Annotated in this window: 17 protein-coding genes; 7 read left to right on the top strand and 10 right to left on the bottom strand. The window is 66.3% G+C overall.

The genetic code is table 11. The features are described 5' to 3' along the window. Positions 1 to 102: 102 nt before the first annotated feature. From EDF74_RS01880 to EDF74_RS01870, 3 genes are read right to left on the bottom strand one after another with little or no spacing between them, the layout of a single operon-like run. A complete protein-coding gene (locus EDF74_RS01880; protein WP_123728554.1) occupies positions 103 to 1,053 on the bottom strand; it encodes an aspartate carbamoyltransferase catalytic subunit in 951 nt (316 codons plus the stop codon). A gap of 16 nt (positions 1,054 to 1,069) precedes the next feature. Continuing rightward, on the bottom strand, positions 1,070 to 1,567 hold the full coding sequence (gene ruvX / locus EDF74_RS01875) for a Holliday junction resolvase RuvX (RefSeq protein ID WP_123728553.1): 498 nt from the start codon (positions 1,565 to 1,567) through the stop codon (positions 1,070 to 1,072). Next, on the bottom strand, positions 1,560 to 2,126 hold the full coding sequence (locus EDF74_RS01870; RefSeq protein WP_123728552.1) for a YqgE/AlgH family protein: 567 nt from the start codon (positions 2,124 to 2,126) through the stop codon (positions 1,560 to 1,562). The genes ruvX and EDF74_RS01870 overlap by 8 nt, the downstream gene beginning before the upstream one ends. Positions 2,127 to 2,235: 109 nt before the next feature. Here EDF74_RS01870 and EDF74_RS01865 point away from each other — a divergent pair, with 109 nt between their 5' ends. Further along, positions 2,236 to 2,772, top strand: coding sequence for a DNA-3-methyladenine glycosylase I (locus tag EDF74_RS01865; protein ID WP_123729682.1), 537 nt, complete (start codon positions 2,236 to 2,238; stop codon positions 2,770 to 2,772). After that, a complete protein-coding gene (locus EDF74_RS01860; protein WP_123728551.1) occupies positions 2,769 to 3,908 on the top strand; it encodes a hypothetical protein in 1,140 nt (379 codons plus the stop codon). Before EDF74_RS01865 ends, EDF74_RS01860 begins: the two co-directional genes overlap by 4 nt. A 6-nt stretch (positions 3,909 to 3,914) precedes the next feature. Here EDF74_RS01860 and EDF74_RS01855 read toward each other — a convergent pair whose 3' ends face one another. Next, complete coding sequence (locus EDF74_RS01855) at positions 3,915 to 4,622, bottom strand: YitT family protein (protein WP_123728550.1); 708 nt, start codon at positions 4,620 to 4,622, stop codon at positions 3,915 to 3,917. Between the two features lie 232 nt (positions 4,623 to 4,854). Between EDF74_RS01855 and EDF74_RS01850 the strand changes: the two genes are divergently transcribed. Then, positions 4,855 to 5,676 carry an alpha/beta fold hydrolase gene (locus EDF74_RS01850; RefSeq protein WP_123728549.1) on the top strand — a complete coding sequence of 274 codons (822 nt, stop codon included), beginning with the start codon at positions 4,855 to 4,857 and terminating at the stop codon, positions 5,674 to 5,676. Positions 5,677 to 5,743: 67 nt separating this feature from the next. Here the strand turns inward: EDF74_RS01850 and EDF74_RS18055 are convergent, their stop codons facing one another. The 5 genes from EDF74_RS18055 to EDF74_RS01825 all read right to left on the bottom strand — a co-directional run bounded on the left by EDF74_RS18055 (position 5,744) and on the right by EDF74_RS01825 (position 11,323). Beyond that, complete coding sequence (locus EDF74_RS18055; RefSeq protein ID WP_148045900.1) at positions 5,744 to 6,520, bottom strand: hypothetical protein; 777 nt, start codon at positions 6,518 to 6,520, stop codon at positions 5,744 to 5,746. Between the two features lie 843 nt (positions 6,521 to 7,363). Next, positions 7,364 to 8,347, bottom strand: coding sequence for an aldo/keto reductase (locus EDF74_RS01840; RefSeq protein ID WP_123728547.1), 984 nt, complete (start codon positions 8,345 to 8,347; stop codon positions 7,364 to 7,366). Positions 8,348 to 8,494: 147 nt separating this feature from the next. Then, positions 8,495 to 8,992: a hypothetical protein gene (locus tag EDF74_RS01835; RefSeq protein WP_148045899.1), complete on the bottom strand. Its 498-nt coding sequence runs from the start codon at positions 8,990 to 8,992 to the stop codon at positions 8,495 to 8,497. A 105-nt stretch (positions 8,993 to 9,097) separates the two neighbouring features. Then, the gene (locus tag EDF74_RS01830; RefSeq protein ID WP_123728545.1) at positions 9,098 to 10,234 is read right to left on the bottom strand and encodes a PilT/PilU family type 4a pilus ATPase; all 1,137 of its coding nucleotides are present in this window, start codon (positions 10,232 to 10,234) and stop codon (positions 9,098 to 9,100) included. A gap of 51 nt (positions 10,235 to 10,285) precedes the next feature. Next, positions 10,286 to 11,323: a type IV pilus twitching motility protein PilT gene (locus EDF74_RS01825; RefSeq protein ID WP_123728544.1), complete on the bottom strand. Its 1,038-nt coding sequence runs from the start codon at positions 11,321 to 11,323 to the stop codon at positions 10,286 to 10,288. Between the two features lie 108 nt (positions 11,324 to 11,431). On the opposite strand from EDF74_RS01825, the gene EDF74_RS01820 reads away from it, so the two are divergent. The 3 genes from EDF74_RS01820 (at position 11,432) to EDF74_RS01810 (ending at position 13,714) form a co-directional block, all read left to right on the top strand. Next, positions 11,432 to 12,112, top strand: coding sequence for a YggS family pyridoxal phosphate-dependent enzyme (locus tag EDF74_RS01820; RefSeq protein ID WP_184997013.1), 681 nt, complete (start codon positions 11,432 to 11,434; stop codon positions 12,110 to 12,112). 27 nt (positions 12,113 to 12,139) lie between these two features. Beyond that, positions 12,140 to 12,961: a pyrroline-5-carboxylate reductase gene (proC, locus tag EDF74_RS01815; protein ID WP_123728543.1), complete on the top strand. Its 822-nt coding sequence runs from the start codon at positions 12,140 to 12,142 to the stop codon at positions 12,959 to 12,961. A gap of 150 nt (positions 12,962 to 13,111) precedes the next feature. Then, a complete protein-coding gene (locus EDF74_RS01810) occupies positions 13,112 to 13,714 on the top strand; it encodes a short chain dehydrogenase (protein WP_123728542.1) in 603 nt (200 codons plus the stop codon). A 25-nt stretch (positions 13,715 to 13,739) separates the two neighbouring features. Here EDF74_RS01810 and soxR read toward each other — a convergent pair whose 3' ends face one another. Further along, positions 13,740 to 14,174, bottom strand: a complete 435-nt coding sequence (soxR, locus tag EDF74_RS01805) for a redox-sensitive transcriptional activator SoxR (RefSeq protein WP_184997011.1) — start codon at positions 14,172 to 14,174, stop codon at positions 13,740 to 13,742. 91 nt (positions 14,175 to 14,265) lie between these two features. Here soxR and EDF74_RS01800 point away from each other — a divergent pair, with 91 nt between their 5' ends. After that, complete coding sequence (locus tag EDF74_RS01800) at positions 14,266 to 15,639, top strand: MFS transporter (RefSeq protein ID WP_123728541.1); 1,374 nt, start codon at positions 14,266 to 14,268, stop codon at positions 15,637 to 15,639. Positions 15,640 to 15,656: the final 17 nt, after the last annotated feature.

Here is a 15,656-nt window from a genome sequence, read left to right as displayed (position 1 = left end):
GGCCGGCACTACCCTGCGTGCTGGGTGGATTTCTGCGGAGCCGGCCAGCGGCCGGCACTACCGGTCATGGGTATCGTGTGCGGTTCGCGGTACCCTTGACACTTACCCCAGCAACGTTTCCAGCACCGCCATGCGCACGGCGACGCCGTTGGCGACCTGGCGCAGCACCCACGACTGCGGGCCATCGGCCACTTCGTCGGTGACTTCCACGCCGCGGTTGATCGGGCCCGGGTGCAACACGGCGGCATCGGTGCCGGCACGCTTCAAGCGCGCGGCATCCAGGCCGTACTGCGCGTGGTACTGCTCCAGCGAGGGCACCAGGCCTTCTTCCATGCGCTCGCGCTGCAGGCGCAGCATCATCAGCGCATCGGCGCCTTCCAGCATGGCGTCGAAATCGTCGCCGACGATGCAGCCCTTGAGGGTGTCATCGTCCGGCAGCAGCGACTGCGGGCCGCACACGCGGATCTCGCCGACGCCCAGCGTGCGCAGGGCATGCAGGTCGGTGCGGGCCACGCGCGAGTGCTTCACGTCGCCGACGATGATCACTTTCATCTTCGAGAAATCGCTGCCCTTGGCCTGGCGCAGGGTCAGCATGTCCAGCAGGCCCTGGGTCGGGTGCGAGCTGCGGCCGTCACCGGCGTTGACCAGGGCAGTGCCCTCGCCCGCTGCGGCGGCCAGCGCCGCCACCGCGCCATCGTCGGGATGGCGGACGACGAAACCGCGCACACCCATCGCCTCCAGGTTCTTCAGCGTGTCGCAGGCGGTCTCGCCCTTGCGGGTCGAGGACGTGGAGGCGTCGAAGTTCAGCACGTCCGCGCCCAGCCGCTGCGCGGCCAGCTGGAATGAGCTGCGGGTGCGCGTGGACGGTTCGAAGAACAGCGTGCAGACCGCCGAGCCACCAAGCACGTGACGCTTGTTGCCGACCCGGCCAACGGCCGCATCGCGGATCTGGCCGGCGCGGTCGAGCAGCTGCAGCAGGGTTTCGCGGGGCAGACCTTCCAGGGTCAGCAGGTGGCGCAGGCGTCCATCGGAATCGAGTTGCGAGGCGGTCATGGGCAGGGTCTGAGGGTCAGGAAACGGGGGTGGCGTCATCCGGGCAGGAGAGCCAGCGTTCGATGATCACCGCCGCGGCCACTGCATCGAGTGCAGCGGCATCGCGACGGCGTTTGCGGCCTTCGGCGCGCTCGACCGCGAACCGGCGTGCCGCCTCGACCGAGCTGGAACGCTCGTCGACCAGCACCACCGGCAGTTTGAATCGTTCCCGCAGCTGGCGGGCAAAGCCCTGCGCACGCTTGCGGTTGGGCTGGTCCTGGCCGTCCAGGGTCAGCGGATCGCCGACCACCAGGCCGTCCGGCCGCCACTCTTTGATCAGGCGCTCCACCGCGGTCCAATCCGGGCCATTGCCGTGGACATCGACCACCGCGATCGCACGCGCATGGGTGCCGAACGAGCTGCCAATGGCCACGCCGATGCGGCGCGAACCGACATCGAAGCCGAGCACCGTGCCATCACGGCGGATGGTCGGCGGCGTGGCCGCGGCGGGCGCTGGCGTGGCCGGCTCAGACATGGCCGCTGTAATCGGTGAGGCGGAACAGGTCCACGCCGATACGTGCCGCCGCACCTTGCCAACGCTGTTCGAACGGGGTGCTGAACAACAGCTCGGCGTCGGCCGGCACGGCCAGCCAGCTGTTCTCTGCCAGCTCGGATTCCAGCTGCCCTTCGCTCCAGCCGGCGCAGCCCAGGGTGACCAGCGCATTGCGCGGGCCCTCGCCACGGGCCATGGCTTCAAGGATGTCGCGCGAGGTGGTGAGGAACACGCCCTCGCCCACGGCCAGGCTGGAATCCCAGTTGCGCGGATCGTCATGGATCACGAAGCCGCGCTCGGGATGCACCGGGCCGCCGTTGAGCACGATCTGGCCAGGCAGCGTGTCACTGGTGGTAGTGATGTCCATCTGGGCCAGCACCTCGCCGAGGGTGTACTCGGAGGGCTGGTTGACCAGCACGCCCATCGCGCCGTTCTCGTCGTGCTGGCAGATCAGCGCCACGGTACGGGCAAAGGTGGGGTCGGTCAGCGACGGCAGCGCGACCAGCAGGTGGTGGGCAAGCGAAGTAGACAGTTCAGACATGGCCCCATTCTAGCCGCTGGCCGTGATGTGCGCTTTCGCGCTGACATAATGCAGGCCTGCGCGCGTGCCCCGGCCCGTACGCCTGATCCGCCATCGCAAGGAGCTGCACGTGTCCGGTTACTGCCTCATCGCCCCCGGCCATCCGGTCCACGGCCACTACCATGACCACGAGTACGGCTTCCCGCAGCGCGAGGAGCGCGAGCTGTTCGAGCGCCTGATCCTGGAGATCAACCAGGCCGGCCTGAGCTGGGAAACGATCCTGAAGAAGCGTGAGGGCTTCCGCGCTGCCTACGACGGTTTCGACGTGGACACGGTGGCCGCCTATGGCGAGCGCGACATCGAGCGCCTGCTCAACGACGCCCGCATCATCCGCAACCGGCTCAAGGTGCACGCGGCGGTCCACAACGCCCAGGTGATCCAGCAGCTGCGTGGCAGCCATGGCAGCTTCGTTGCCTGGCTGGATGCCCACCATCCGCTGGACAAGGCGGCCTGGGTGAAGCTGTTCAAGAAGACCTTCCGCTTCACCGGCGGGGAGATCACCGGCGAGTTCCTGATGAGCCTGGGCTACCTGCCCGGCGCGCACAGCCCGGACTGCCCGGTGTTCAAGCGTATCGACACACTCCAGCCTGCCTGGCGCCAGAAGTGACGCACCCCGTCGTGCGGGCTGCGCTGCTCGCTGCCCTGAGTCTGCCCCCGCTGGCGGCCGCCAGCGATCTGGACGGCGTGCTGGAGCGCCTGCGCGCGGAGATCGCCGCGGTGCCCGCCGACGACCCGGCCCCGATCGATACCGTGCTGGCCCGTTACCGCGACGAGACCGGCATCGACCTGCAGATCCCGGTGGCCGGTGACAGGGATGCGCCGCTGCCCGCGCTGGTGCGTCCGGCCAACGTCACCCCGGCGGATTGGGACGCGGTCAGCCGCTACCTGCGCCAGACCGATGCCCAGCACACCGTGCCGGTGGAGATGGGCGAGCTGTCGCTCTCCCTGCTCGATCTGGATGGCGACGGCCAGCGTGACCTGGTGCAGAGCGCCTACAGCGGCGGCACCGGTCTGTACACGCAGGTGGACATGCTGCGGCGGGATCCGCAGCGCGGCTTCGTGGTGCCGGACAGCCTGGACCCGCAGCGCCCCTGGGCGCAGGGCCAGTACGGCCTCAGCGGGCGTGGCAGCGATCAGGGCCTGTACTGGCTGCGCATCGACGGGGTCAGCTACACCGCCTACCGCGATGGCGACTACTACGGCGATACCCTGCTGCTCAACCGGCCGTTGTCCGCCGACCCGCGCGAACGCAGCCCGACGGTGCAGTTGAAGGTGCGCTATGGCCGCGAGCATCGGCTGGCCGATCCGGTGATACATGTCGAAAGCGAACCGCTGGACGCGAACGCCACCGCAATCGCGGCCGACCGGCGCCTGCTCAAGCACATCGACCGCCTGCTGGCCGCGCTGACCCTCGATGGCGACGGCGTGGCGCACTTCGGCGACGAACAGGCGCGTTGCCCGGTGCCACCCGGCACCGATCCGGGCGAGGCCGAGATCTGGCCGTGGCGCGGCGCCGGCAGCTATACCTTCGATACCGCCGCCGACACCGTGATCCGCTCGGGGAAGCAGTGCTACAGCGCCACGCTCATCGCCCTGCGCAGCAGCTATGCCGGCGACCATGCCCTGTGCTGCCAGCTGTGGCTGTACCGCGGCCCGGGTGAACAAGTGGCCACATTGGACCTGCGCAGCCGCCGCTGGGTCTCCGGCGTGACCGTCGTGCCGGTGCCACCGCAGGGCGAGTAACGGGCGTCAGACGCCCATGTAGCGGCCCGGACGGTGGTTGAACATCAGCACCAGGCTGAGCACCACCGCACCGATCGCCGAGTACATCACCTTGGATGGGGACAGCACCGAGAACGCCACGCACATCAGCAGCGTGTCGAACGACATCTGCACCTTGCCGGCGCTCCAGCCGCGGGTGCGCTGCAGGTACACCGCCAGGATGCCGATGCCGCCCAGGCTGGCGCGGTGGCGGATGTAGAACAGGATGCCCAGGCCGGCCAGCGCCCCGCCGACGATGGCCGAGTACAGCGAGCTCATGTGGGCGAAATCGGCCCAGCGCGGCAGCAGGTCGGTCAGCACGCCGCACGCGGTGACCGCCGCGAACGTCTTCAGGGTGAATTCCCAGCCCATGCGGCGCACGGCCACCCAGTAGAACGGCAGGTTGACCAGGACGAACACCAGGCCGAAGTTCCAGCCGAAGGTGTAGTGGGCCAGGAAGGCCAGCCCGGCCATGCCACCGATCATCAGCCCACCCTTGGCGAAGATCGCCAGGCCGAGCGAGGCGACCAGGGTCGCCAGGACCATGCCCTGCACGTCCTCGGCCACGGAATGGCGCAGCGCCTTCTCGTCGGCCACGGTGCCGGCACTGTCCGGAGGCGGGGTCAGCGGGCCTGCGGTGACCAGGTGGCCGTCAGCGTCGTCGCACGGCGCGGGGCCATGGGAATCAAGGGACATGGGGGTGGGGGTGTGACGTGGGGAGCGGTATTAGACACGATCGGCGTGACAGTTGCTGGGGAGATTGATTCAGCCGCCTGTTCTTAACGCTCCGCCGCCCCGTGGCCTTGGCGTCTGTGCCTGGGGAGACGACACCGGACAGTGACCTTTCATCCCGCCTGAACACCCTGTCGACGCAGCATGCACGGGTAGCACCCGCACCGCCCATCCCTCCCCCCAGGAGTTCCGAGCCATGCCCTACGTCACCACCGCCGACAAGACCGAGATCTTCTACAAAGACTGGGGCAAGGGTCAGCCCCTCGTGTTCCATCACGGCTGGCCGCTCAGCGCCGACGACTGGGACACCCAGCTGCAGTTCTTCCTGCTGCAGGGCTACCGCGTGATCGCGCACGACCGCCGCGGCCATGGCCGCTCCTCGCAGACCAGCGGCGGGCATGAGATGGACACCTACGCCGCCGACGTCAATGCACTGGCAGATCACCTGGACCTGCGCAATGCGATCCACATCGGCCATTCCACCGGCGGTGGCGAAGTCGCCCATTACGTGGCGCAGGCCAAACCCGGGCGCGTGGCCAAGGCGGTGCTGATCGGCGCGGTGCCGCCGATCATGGTCAAAAGCGAGGCCAACCCGGGCGGCACGCCGAAGGAGGTCTTCGATGGCTTCCGCCAGGCACTGGTCGCGGGCCGTGCGGCGTTCTACCGCGACGTACCGATTCCGTTCTACGGCTTCAACCGCGAGGGCACGCCCCCGCAGCAGGGCATCGTGGACAACTGGTGGCGGCAAGGCATGATGGGCGCGATCAACGCGCACTACGACTGCATCAAGGCCTTCTCGGAAACCGACTTCACCGACGACCTGAAAAAGATCGACGTGCCGGTCCTCGTGATGCATGGCGATGATGATCAGATCGTGCCGATCGCCGATTCGGCGGAGCTGGCGATCAAGCTGCTCAAGTACGGCACGCTGAAGGTCTACAAAGGCTACCCACATGGCATGTGCACCACCCATGCGGACGTGATCAACGCGGATCTGTTGGCGTTCATTCGCGGGTGAGTGGCCCATCCCGGGGGTGACAGACTCACCCCGGGATTCTTGAACGGCAGAAGCGCTGGCTGCTGCTTTAAAACCCCGCGCGGAGCCACGCACTGCAATGTGTCGTGAGGGCTGGCGCCAAGGCTGCGTCCCGACGCAGGGGGCCGTGCTCCACGAATGGATGCAAGCGCGCCCAGACGACACGTGCCGCATCGCCGGAACGCTGAAATACAGCGTCACGCACATTCATCTCGCCCGCCTGCAGATCGCGCGTAGCCAGTGTGCCCAGAACATGCCACTGGGCACATGCACCTGCCAAGTAGGCCAGGGGTTCGGTGTCCACCGTGCTTTCAGGCGCGGAGAAGAATGCGTCCAGGTGCGCTACCTCGTGCGCGAAAAGACGGACCGCTTCGGCAGCCCGGTGTTCTTCGTCATCCAGCCACCGCACCGCTAATCGCACTGTCAGCCCACCGGGTGGAGAGAAGCTGCGCCATCGCCAATCCCAGCGCGTATCGGGCGCTACGGTGTCGACGATGATGCGATGCGCGCCCTGCCGTTCAGAGAAATTGGATATGTAGGTAACACCCGCGAGTATCTGCTCACAGAGCGATCCAGCAGCCGGTGCACGAACGCTCGGATCGCGCCAGCGCACTTCCACTTGGTAACGGTCATTCATACAGCCAGTCTTTTGGCGCATACCCGTCAGTGGTGTCAGATCTCCAGGGATGTACTGGGCAGACATAAGGTAGGACATCCCTGCCCACGACCAGCCACTGACCATTGCTGTCCCTTCCTCGGAAACCTGCTGCTTTACATCATGGGGAAAGAACGATGCGCAGCCTCCAAGCATCAGGGCAGCGAGCACCAACGCTCGTTGCCGAAACCCGGGAACGCAACTTCGCGCTCCCAGGCAGATTCTCCCTACTCCCGACATGGGCTGACAGTGGGATAACCAGGGCAGTCGGGAGTGCCATCAAAAACTACCGCGAACCGGTTCAACTCCTGTCCCTCATAGGAGGATGCTCCAGCAATAACCTGACGTCCAGGGCCATAGCTTGAAACAAATGGATCCAATTCGTAACCAAGCGTATCGGCATCACCGGCATTGGCGTAGGCCCAGCGATTGACTTCATCCGGATCTCGGGCACGTATAACATTACCGCTACGTACCCAGGCAAATCGACGGGAAGCTACCACACGACCAGTGGCGGCATTGGACATTATTACCTCCATTTGGCCGTGGGCTGGATAGGGAACAGTCGAGTCACTTATGTCCAGCACATAGCCCTGCGAATCAGGTGCGACTCCCGTTCTAGACAAAAGATGATAGAGAAGGCTCCCGCGCCGCCCCCCCCCTTCCCATCTTGCCTCAACGCTCACACTACACTCCCCGCCGCCTCCCATCTTAGTTGTGCAACCGGCCTTACCAGTCACGTGCTAAAGCGATGCACATGACGTCGTCATCAAGCACAACGGAAGTACCAACAGCGCAGCTGTCAATGTTCTCATCACTGCCTCCCCTTGCTGGCCACATGGCCAATTTCAAAATATAAGAATTGAAAAACAAAAGTGGGAGACAGCTCTCAACAAACACCATCAAATTATCGAAATTTCCAATCGGGTCTTGATCATCAATTGGAACAGACTACCCAGGACCAATCGACAATCAATCGTCCTTTGTTCAACGGACAAAGTTAAGCAGCGTCCCTCACCGCGCGACAAGCTTCTGCCGCTCGGCGTTGTAGCGATCCCCGACGATGGCGATGCTGTCCAGCGCCGCACTTATCTGCTGCAGGTCGGCCTCACTCAGCACCACCGCAGCCGCGCCCAGATTCTCGGTCAGGCGGTGCAGCTTGGTCGTGCCGGGAATCGGCACGATCCACGGTTTGCGCGCCAGCAGCCAGGCCAAGGCGATCTGGGCAGGCGTCGCGCCCTTGTCAGCGGCAATCGCGCTGATGCGATCCACCAGCGCCTGATTGGCCTGGCGGGCTTCGGCCGCAAACCGCGGCACGCTGTTGCGGAAGTCATCGGCCGCGAACTGCGTATCCACGTTGATCGCACCGGTCAGGAAGCCCTTGCCGAGCGGGCTGAACGGCACGAAGCCGATTCCCAGCTCTTCCAGCACCGGCAACACCGTCTGTTCCGGCTCGCGCCACCACAGGGAATACTCGCTCTGCAGCGCCGCTACCGGCTGCACAGCGTGCGCGCGGCGGAGGGTATCGACACCGGCTTCGGACAACCCGAAGTGCTTCACCTTGCCCTCGGCGATCAGGTCCTTGACCGTGCCGGCCACGTCCTCGATCGGCACGTTCGGGTCGACCCGGTGCTGGTAGAACAGATCGATGCGGTCGGTCTTCAGGCGCGCCAGGCTGGCCTCGGCCACCGCACGGATGCGCTCGGGGCGACTGTCCAGGCCCGCATCTGCATGGCCGTCCTTGAAACCGAACTTGGTGGCAATCACCAGCTGGTCGCGGAACGGGGCCAGCGCCTCGCCGAGCAGTTCCTCGTTGAAAAAGGGTCCGTAGGCTTCGGCCGTATCGAAGAAGGTCACGCCCTGCTCGACTGCGGCGCGCAGCAGTGCGATCGCCTCGGTGCGGTCGGTGGCCGGGCCATAGCCGTAGCTCAGCCCCATGCAGCCCAGCCCGAGGGCGGAAACCCGCAGGCCGCTGCGGCCCAGTTCACGTGTCTGCATGGTGGTGCTCCTGCCGGTGAGCCGGCCTCATGGGGGACAGCCACGATAGCCCTGTCGGCTGGGGAGATTGGATAGTGCGGGGTGCTGTCGGTGATGAGCGTGGCTAATCAATGCGGTGTCCCAACGCCGTTCGTACGGCCGTGGAAATCACGCCAACAAGCGCGGCACCACCCAGGCCATGCCGCCGATGACGATCAGCAGTAGCAGACCCAGCTCCAGATACTGATACGCCAGCACGAAGGCCACCGCACCGCCGTTTCGCTGACGTGACTGCAGCACCAACCGGGGTGCCAGGATCGCCACATAGCCCAGGAAGACCAACAGCATCGCGACCGTGCCCATCAGCTTACCGAACAGCGAACCGAACATTGTCGACGCCGCGACGGCGAGCAACACCGCGCAGGCGCGGCCCAGCAAGCCATAGCCAACGAAGGTGTCGCGCGCGGACACCGCCTTCTCCGCTGCCAGGCTGCCACGCGCCGACGCGATGGACGCCAGCTCGGCTGCGGTGATCCCACGCTCGGCCAACTCGGCAGCGAGGATCGTCTCGGCCCAGTCAACCCGCTCGTGATTCGCCCACATCTCCAACAGCGTATCCGTATCCATGCCGGCGAAACTCGCCTTCAATGCCGTTTCCTGTGCCACCGAAATCGTTCCTTGAATGACGTACAAGCCAGCGCAATGCGCTGCTGAAATGAACCGGGCCGCAAGGTTTTTGCGGCCCGCGGACGCTCTGCGGAACTCCGTTGCTCAGCGGACTTCCGAAATCTCCACCCCGTCCAGCCCCTGCGACAGCGTGCGTGCATCGCCGCCCTGCGAGAGCTTGATGCGCAGGCGCACTTCGTTCTGCGAATCGGCATAACGCAGCGCATCTTCGTAGCTGATCTCGCCGGCCTGGTAGAGCTCGAACAGACTTTGATCGAAGGTCTTCATGCCCAGCTGGACCGAGTCCTTCATCACTTCCTTGAGCTTGTGGATCTCGCCATCGCGGATGTAATCCTGCACCAGCGGCGTGCCGAGCATGATCTCCATCGCAACCTTGCGCGACTTGCCATCCGGCGAGGGAATCAGCTGCTGGGCGACCACGCCCTTGAGGTTCAACGAGAGATCCATCAGCAGCTGGTTGCGACGGTCTTCCGGGAAGAAGTTGATGATGCGGTCCATCGCCTGGTTGGCGTTGTTGGCGTGCAGTGTGCACAGCACCAGGTGGCCGGTTTCGGCGAAGGCGATGGCGTGGTCCATGCCCTCGCGGGTACGCACCTCGCCGATCATGATTACGTCCGGTGCCTGGCGCAGGGTGTTCTTCAGTGCCGCTTCCCAGCTGTCAGTATCGATGCCTACTTCGCGCTGGGTGATGATGCAGCCCTCGTGCTTGTGCACGAATTCGATCGGATCTTCGATGGTGATGATGTGCCCGGTCGAGTTGTGGTTGCGATAGCCGATCATCGCCGCCAGCGAGGTGGACTTGCCGGTACCGGTTGCGCCCACGAACAGGATGATGCCGCGCTTGGTCATCGCCAACGTCTTGATGATCGGCGGCAGGCTGAGCTCTTCCACGGTGGGAATGCGCGTCTCGATCCGGCGCAGCACCATGCCGACCTGGTTACGCTGGTAGAAGCAGCTCACGCGGAAGCGGCCGACACCGGACAGGCCGATGGCGAAGTTGCATTCGTGGGTCTTTTCAAACTCTTCGCGCTGCGCCGGCGTCATCACGTTCAACACCAGGTCGCGGCTCTGCTGCGGCGTCAGCGGTGTCTGGGTGATGGGCGAAATCTTGCCGTTGACCTTGATCGCCGGCGGCATGCCCGCGGTGATGAACAGGTCCGACGCCTTCTGGTGCGCCATCAGCTTGAGGAACGAGGTGAAGTCGATGGTGGTGGTGCTCATCGCGGTGTACTCCGAAGGTTTTCAGGAGCCGGCCAGCGGCCGGCACTACCACTATTCGAAAATCCGCTTGTCCTTGGCGTACTCGCGCGCCTGGTTGCGGGTGATCAGGCTGCGCTTGACCAGATCCTGCAGGTGCTGGTCCAGCGTCATCATGCCCAGCTGCTGGCCGGTTTGGATCGCCGAGTACATCTGCGCAACCTTGTCCTCGCGGATCAGGTTACGGATGGCCGGGGTGCCGACCATGATTTCCCAGGCGGCCGTACGCCCCCCCCCCACCTTCTTCAGCAGCGCCTGCGAGATCACCGCGCGCAGCGACTCGGACAGCATCGAGCGCACCATCGGCTTTTCGCCGGCGGGGAACACGTCGATGATGCGGTCGATGGTCTTGGCGGCCGAGCTGGTGTGCAGCGTGCCGAACACCAGGTGGCCGGTTTCCGCAGCAGTCAGCGCCAGACGGATCGTTTCCAGATCGCGCAGTTCGCCGACCAGGATGATGTCCGGATCCTCACGCAGGGCCGAGCGCAGCGCTTCGTTGAAGCCGTGCGTGTCGCGATGCACTTCGCGCTGGTTGATCAGGCACTTCTGCGAGGTGTGCACGAATTCAATCGGATCCTCGACGGTGAGGATGTGGCCGTATTCGTTCTTGTTGATGTGATCGATCATCGCCGCCAGCGTGGTCGACTTGCCCGAACCGGTCGGGCCGGTGACCAGGATCAGGCCCTGCGGCTGATCGATCAGCTCACGGAAGATCGGCGGGCAGGCCAGGTCTTCCAGCGTGAGCACCTCGGACGGAATGGTACGGAACACCGCACCCGCGCCACGGTTCTGGTTGAAGGCGTTGACTCGGAAGCGCGCCAGCGAGGGAATCTCGAACGAGAAATCGACCTCGAGGAATTCTTCATAATCGCGGCGCTGCTTGTCCGACATGATGTCGTACACCAGCGCGTGGACCTGCTTGTGGTCCAGGGCCGGAATATTGATGCGACGGACATCGCCGTCGACGCGGATCATCGGCGGCAGGCCGGCCGACAGATGAAGATCCGACGCTTTGTTCTTTACAGAAAACGCCAACAGCTCGGCGATATCCATGCGCTGCTACTCCCCATGACTGCTGCGACTGGAAGGTTCTTTCCCCGGGCGGCAGTATAGAGCGAGATGTGCACAATACGCTCCAGCCCCTGATCCACCGGACCCGCCGTGACCACCCAGCCCCTGCCTGCCATCCTGACGAACCTGCACAACGCGGCGGTGGCCGCCGGACGGCCAGATCCGGTCCTGCTGGCGGTCTCCAAGACCCAGCCGGCCGAGGCCGTGCAGGCGCTGGCCGCGCAGGGCCAGCGGGCCTTCGGCGAGAACTACGTACAGGAGGCGGTCGCCAAGATCCAGGCGCTGGCGGCGCTGGGCCTGGAATGGCACCTGATCGGCCATCTGCAGTCCAACAAGGCCGAGCTGGCCGCCCGCCACTTCGACTGGGTGCAGAGCGTGGACCGGCCCAAGCTGATCACCGCGCTGGCTGCGCACCGCCCGCCCGGCCAGCCGCCGCTGAACGTGCTGATCCAGGTCAACATCGATGACGAGGACAGCAAACACGGCTGTGCGCCGGAGAACATCGACGCGCTCGCGGCCGCCATCGCTTCGGCGCCGCAGCTGCGCCTGCGCGGGCTGATGGCGATCCCGGCGCCCTGGCCGGACGCCGAGCGTCGCCAAGCCGCCTTCACCCGCATGGCCGCGCTGTTCGCCACACTGGCCGCAGCGCATCCGCACGTGGATACGCTGTCGATGGGCATGAGCAGCGATTACCCTGACGCCATCGCCCATGGCGCCAGCATGGTCCGCATCGGCACCGCGCTGTTCGGCGCACGCCCGCGACCGGCCTGAGTGCCCCGCCCGCTCCTAGGAGAGTTCATGAGTACGTCCCCCATCACCTTCATCGGCGGCGGCAACATGGCCCGCAGCCTGATCGCCGGCCTGGTCCGGCAGGGCGTAGCCCCGGCCAGCCTCCATGTCGCCGAGCCGGTGACCGACCTGCGCGAGCAGCTGACCGCCGAGTTCGGCATCAAGACCTACGCCAGCGCAACCGAAGCCGCCGCGCAGGGCACGGTCTGGGTGCTGGCGGTGAAGCCGCAGGTGCTGCGCGATGTCTGCGCCTCGCTGACCGATATCGCCCAAGGCAAACAGCCGCTGGTGGTCTCCATCGCGGCCGGCATCACCAGCGGCCAGCTGGACCGCTGGCTGGGCGGTGGCCAGGCCGTGGTCCGTGCGATGCCCAATACGCCCGCCCTGCTCGGTGCCGGTGTGACCGGGCTGTTCGCCACCGCCGGGGTCAGCGCCGCGCAGCGCGCGCAGGCGGATAGCGTGCTGGCCAGCGCCGGGCGCACCGTGTGGATCGATGACGAAGCGCGCATGGATGCCGTCACCGCGGTCTCCGGCAGTGGCCCGGCCTATGTGTTCCTGTTGGCCGAAGCGATGGAAGCAGCCGGCATTGCACAGGGCCTGCCTGCCGAGGCCGCCCGCACGCTGGTGGTACAGACGCTGCTCGGTGCCTCGCGCATGCTCGATGAATCCGGTGAAGCCCCTGCCGAACTGCGTCGCCGCGTGACCTCGCCGAACGGCACCACCCAGGCGGCAATCGAGAGCTTCCAGGCCGAGGGTTTCGAGGCCATCGTGGCACGCGCGATCGACGCGGCGACCACGCGTGGGCAGACATTGTCGGCGGCAAATGATTGACGGCCAAACGCAGCCACACATGGCGTGGCGTTACCTTGGCCGCCCCCTGACCGGGTAGAGCCACCCCATGGGTGGCTGGCCCGCGATGCGGGAACAAGAAGCAGCCACGCAGGGCGTGGCGCTACCCCTACGTTTACGGGAGACATGCACATGAAGATCCTTCTTGTCGGCGCCAGCGGCACCCTGGGCCAGGCGGTCGCCAGCACGCTCGGCGTACACCACGAACTGATCCGCGCCGGCCGCCACGGTGGCGATGTGCAGGTCGATCTGACCGACGATGCCAGCGTGGACGAGCTGTTCGCCAAGGTCGGCAGGGTCGACGCTGTGATCGCCACCACTGGCCGGGTGCACTTCGGTCCACTGGCCCAGATGCGGCCGGCAGACTTCAACCTCGGCCTGCAGGACAAGCTGCTCGGCCAGGTGCGGTTGAGCCTGGCCGCCCAGCATCACCTGAATGCCGGCGGCTCGATCACGCTGACCAGCGGCATCATCAGTGCCCAGCCGATCCGCGATGGTGCCAACGCCACGGCCGCCAACGCCGCGCTGGAAGGTTTCGTGCGCGCTGCGGCCTGCGAGCTGCTGCCGCGTGGGCTGCGCATCAATGCTGTGAGCCCGAACGTGCTGGCCGAATCGATGGACGACTACGGTGCGTACTTCCCGGGCTTTGAACCGGTGACCGCGCAGCGCGCATCGCTGGCCTACCAGCGCAGCGTGGAAGGAATACAGAGCGGGCAGGTCTTCACCGTCTGGTGAGGCCGGCCCCGGCCAGCGGCCGGCCCTATTCCCAGCGGCGCGGGCCGTCGCCCTGATCGCCGAGCGCATCACCGGGGTTGGTCAGGCGGCAGCGCTTCAATGACAGGCAGCCGCAGCCGATGCAGTCGGTGAGCTGGTCGCGCAGCAGCAGCAACTGCTCGATGCGCTGGTCCAGCTCGCTGCGCCACAGCGCCGACATCTTCGCCCACTCGGCCTTGGTCGGCGTCTTGTTCTCAGGCAACGCAGCAAACGCGGTCGCGACTGCTTCCAGCGGCATCCCGACGCGCTGGGCGACGCGGATCACCGCCAGCCGGCGCAGCACGTCGCGCGCGAAACGGCGCTGGTTGCCGGCGGTACGCAGGCTGCGGATCAGCCCCTTGCGCTCATAGAAATGCAATGCCGATACGGCCACACCACTCCGCTTGGCGACGTCGCCTACACTCAGTTCCTGCGCGATCACTGCTTGACCTCAACCTTGGTTCAGGTGGCATCCTGCGCGCCGCCGGGGGTGCAGTGCAAGCCCGGCCCTCCTCCCGATGTCTGGAATCCGCATGTCCGCTGACGCCTCGTCTTCGCCCACCACCGCTCCGGTGGCGGGCACTCCGATCCCCTCGATCCTGTCACCGGCCTACCGTGCCACCACGATCGGGATGGTCGCGCTGGTCTCGCTGCACGCCTTCGAGGCACTGGCCGTGGCCGCGGCGATGCCGACCGTCGCCCATGATCTGGACGGGCTGCGGCTGTACGCGCTGGCGTTCGGCGGCACCCTGGCCACCAGCGTGATCGGGATGACGCTGTCCGGCCGCTGGAGTGATCAGAGCGGCCCGGCGCGGCCGCTGTGGCTGGGTCTGGCCTGCTTCGTCGCCGGCCTGCTGGTGGCCGGGCTCGCCCAGCACATGCCGGTACTGGTGCTGGGCCGCTTGATGCAGGGCCTGGGCGCCGGTGCGATTTCGGTTGCGCTGTACGTGCTGGTCGGGCGCTCGTTCCCCGAGCCGATGCGGCCGCGCGTGTTCGCCGCGTTCTCCGCCGGCTGGGTGGTGCCCTCGTTGATCGGCCCCAGCATCAGCGGCCTGATCGTGCAGCACCTGGGCTGGCGCTGGGTGTTCCTGATCGTGCCGCTGCTGGCGATCCCGGCGGCGTTGCTGCTGCGCCCCGCCCTGCGCCAGGTCGGCGTCGTAGCCGCAGGCAGCACCGACCGCAACGTGGTGCCCTGGGCCGTGGGTGCCTCCCTGGGTGCGCTGGCGCTGTACATCGGCGGGCAACAACAGGGCTGGTTTGCGATCTCGCTGCTGGGCCCTGCGTTGGCGGTGCTGGCGCTGTGCAGTTGGAAGCTGTTGCCGACCGGCACGTTGATGCTGCGCCGCGGCCTGCCCAGCGTGATCGCGCTGCGCGGCATCGCCGCTTCGGCGTTCTTCGGTTGCGAAGCCTTCCTGCCCCTGCTGCTGCAGCGCGAACGCGGCTTGACGCCGGTTCTGGCCGGTGTGGCGCTGAGCCTGGGCGCGCTGGGCTGGTTCTCCGGCTCCTGGCTGCAGGGCCATCAGCAGCGTGGCTGGTCGCGCCGGCAGTTGCTGCAGTCCGGCGCGCTGTTGATGTGCGTGGGCATCCTGGCCACCTCGCTGGCGATCCAGCCCGGCATACCGCTGTGGTCGGCGATGGTGGGCTGGATACTGACCGGCCTGGGCATGGGCTTGATCTACCCCAGCCTGTCGGTGCTGACGCTGTCGCTGTCCGCACCTGAGCACCAGGGCGCCAACACGTCTGCCCTGCAGCTCAGCGAGGCCCTCGGTGTGGCGACTACGCTGGCGATCTCCGGCTCGTTGTTCGCGCTGTTCCTGGAGGGCCGCGAGGTGCTGGGCTACCTGCTGACCTTCGCGATCATGCTGGGGCTGGCGCTGTCGAGCGTGGTCGTCGCGCGGCGGATCTGACGCTCAGCGGGACACGC

Origin of the sequence: Stenotrophomonas rhizophila (assembly GCF_003751305.1) — a bacterium.
Lineage (GTDB): Bacteria > Pseudomonadota > Gammaproteobacteria > Xanthomonadales > Xanthomonadaceae > Stenotrophomonas > Stenotrophomonas rhizophila_B.
The sequence above is the reverse complement of the archived record's forward strand: the minus strand, read 5'-3'. Positions and strand labels throughout refer to the sequence as shown.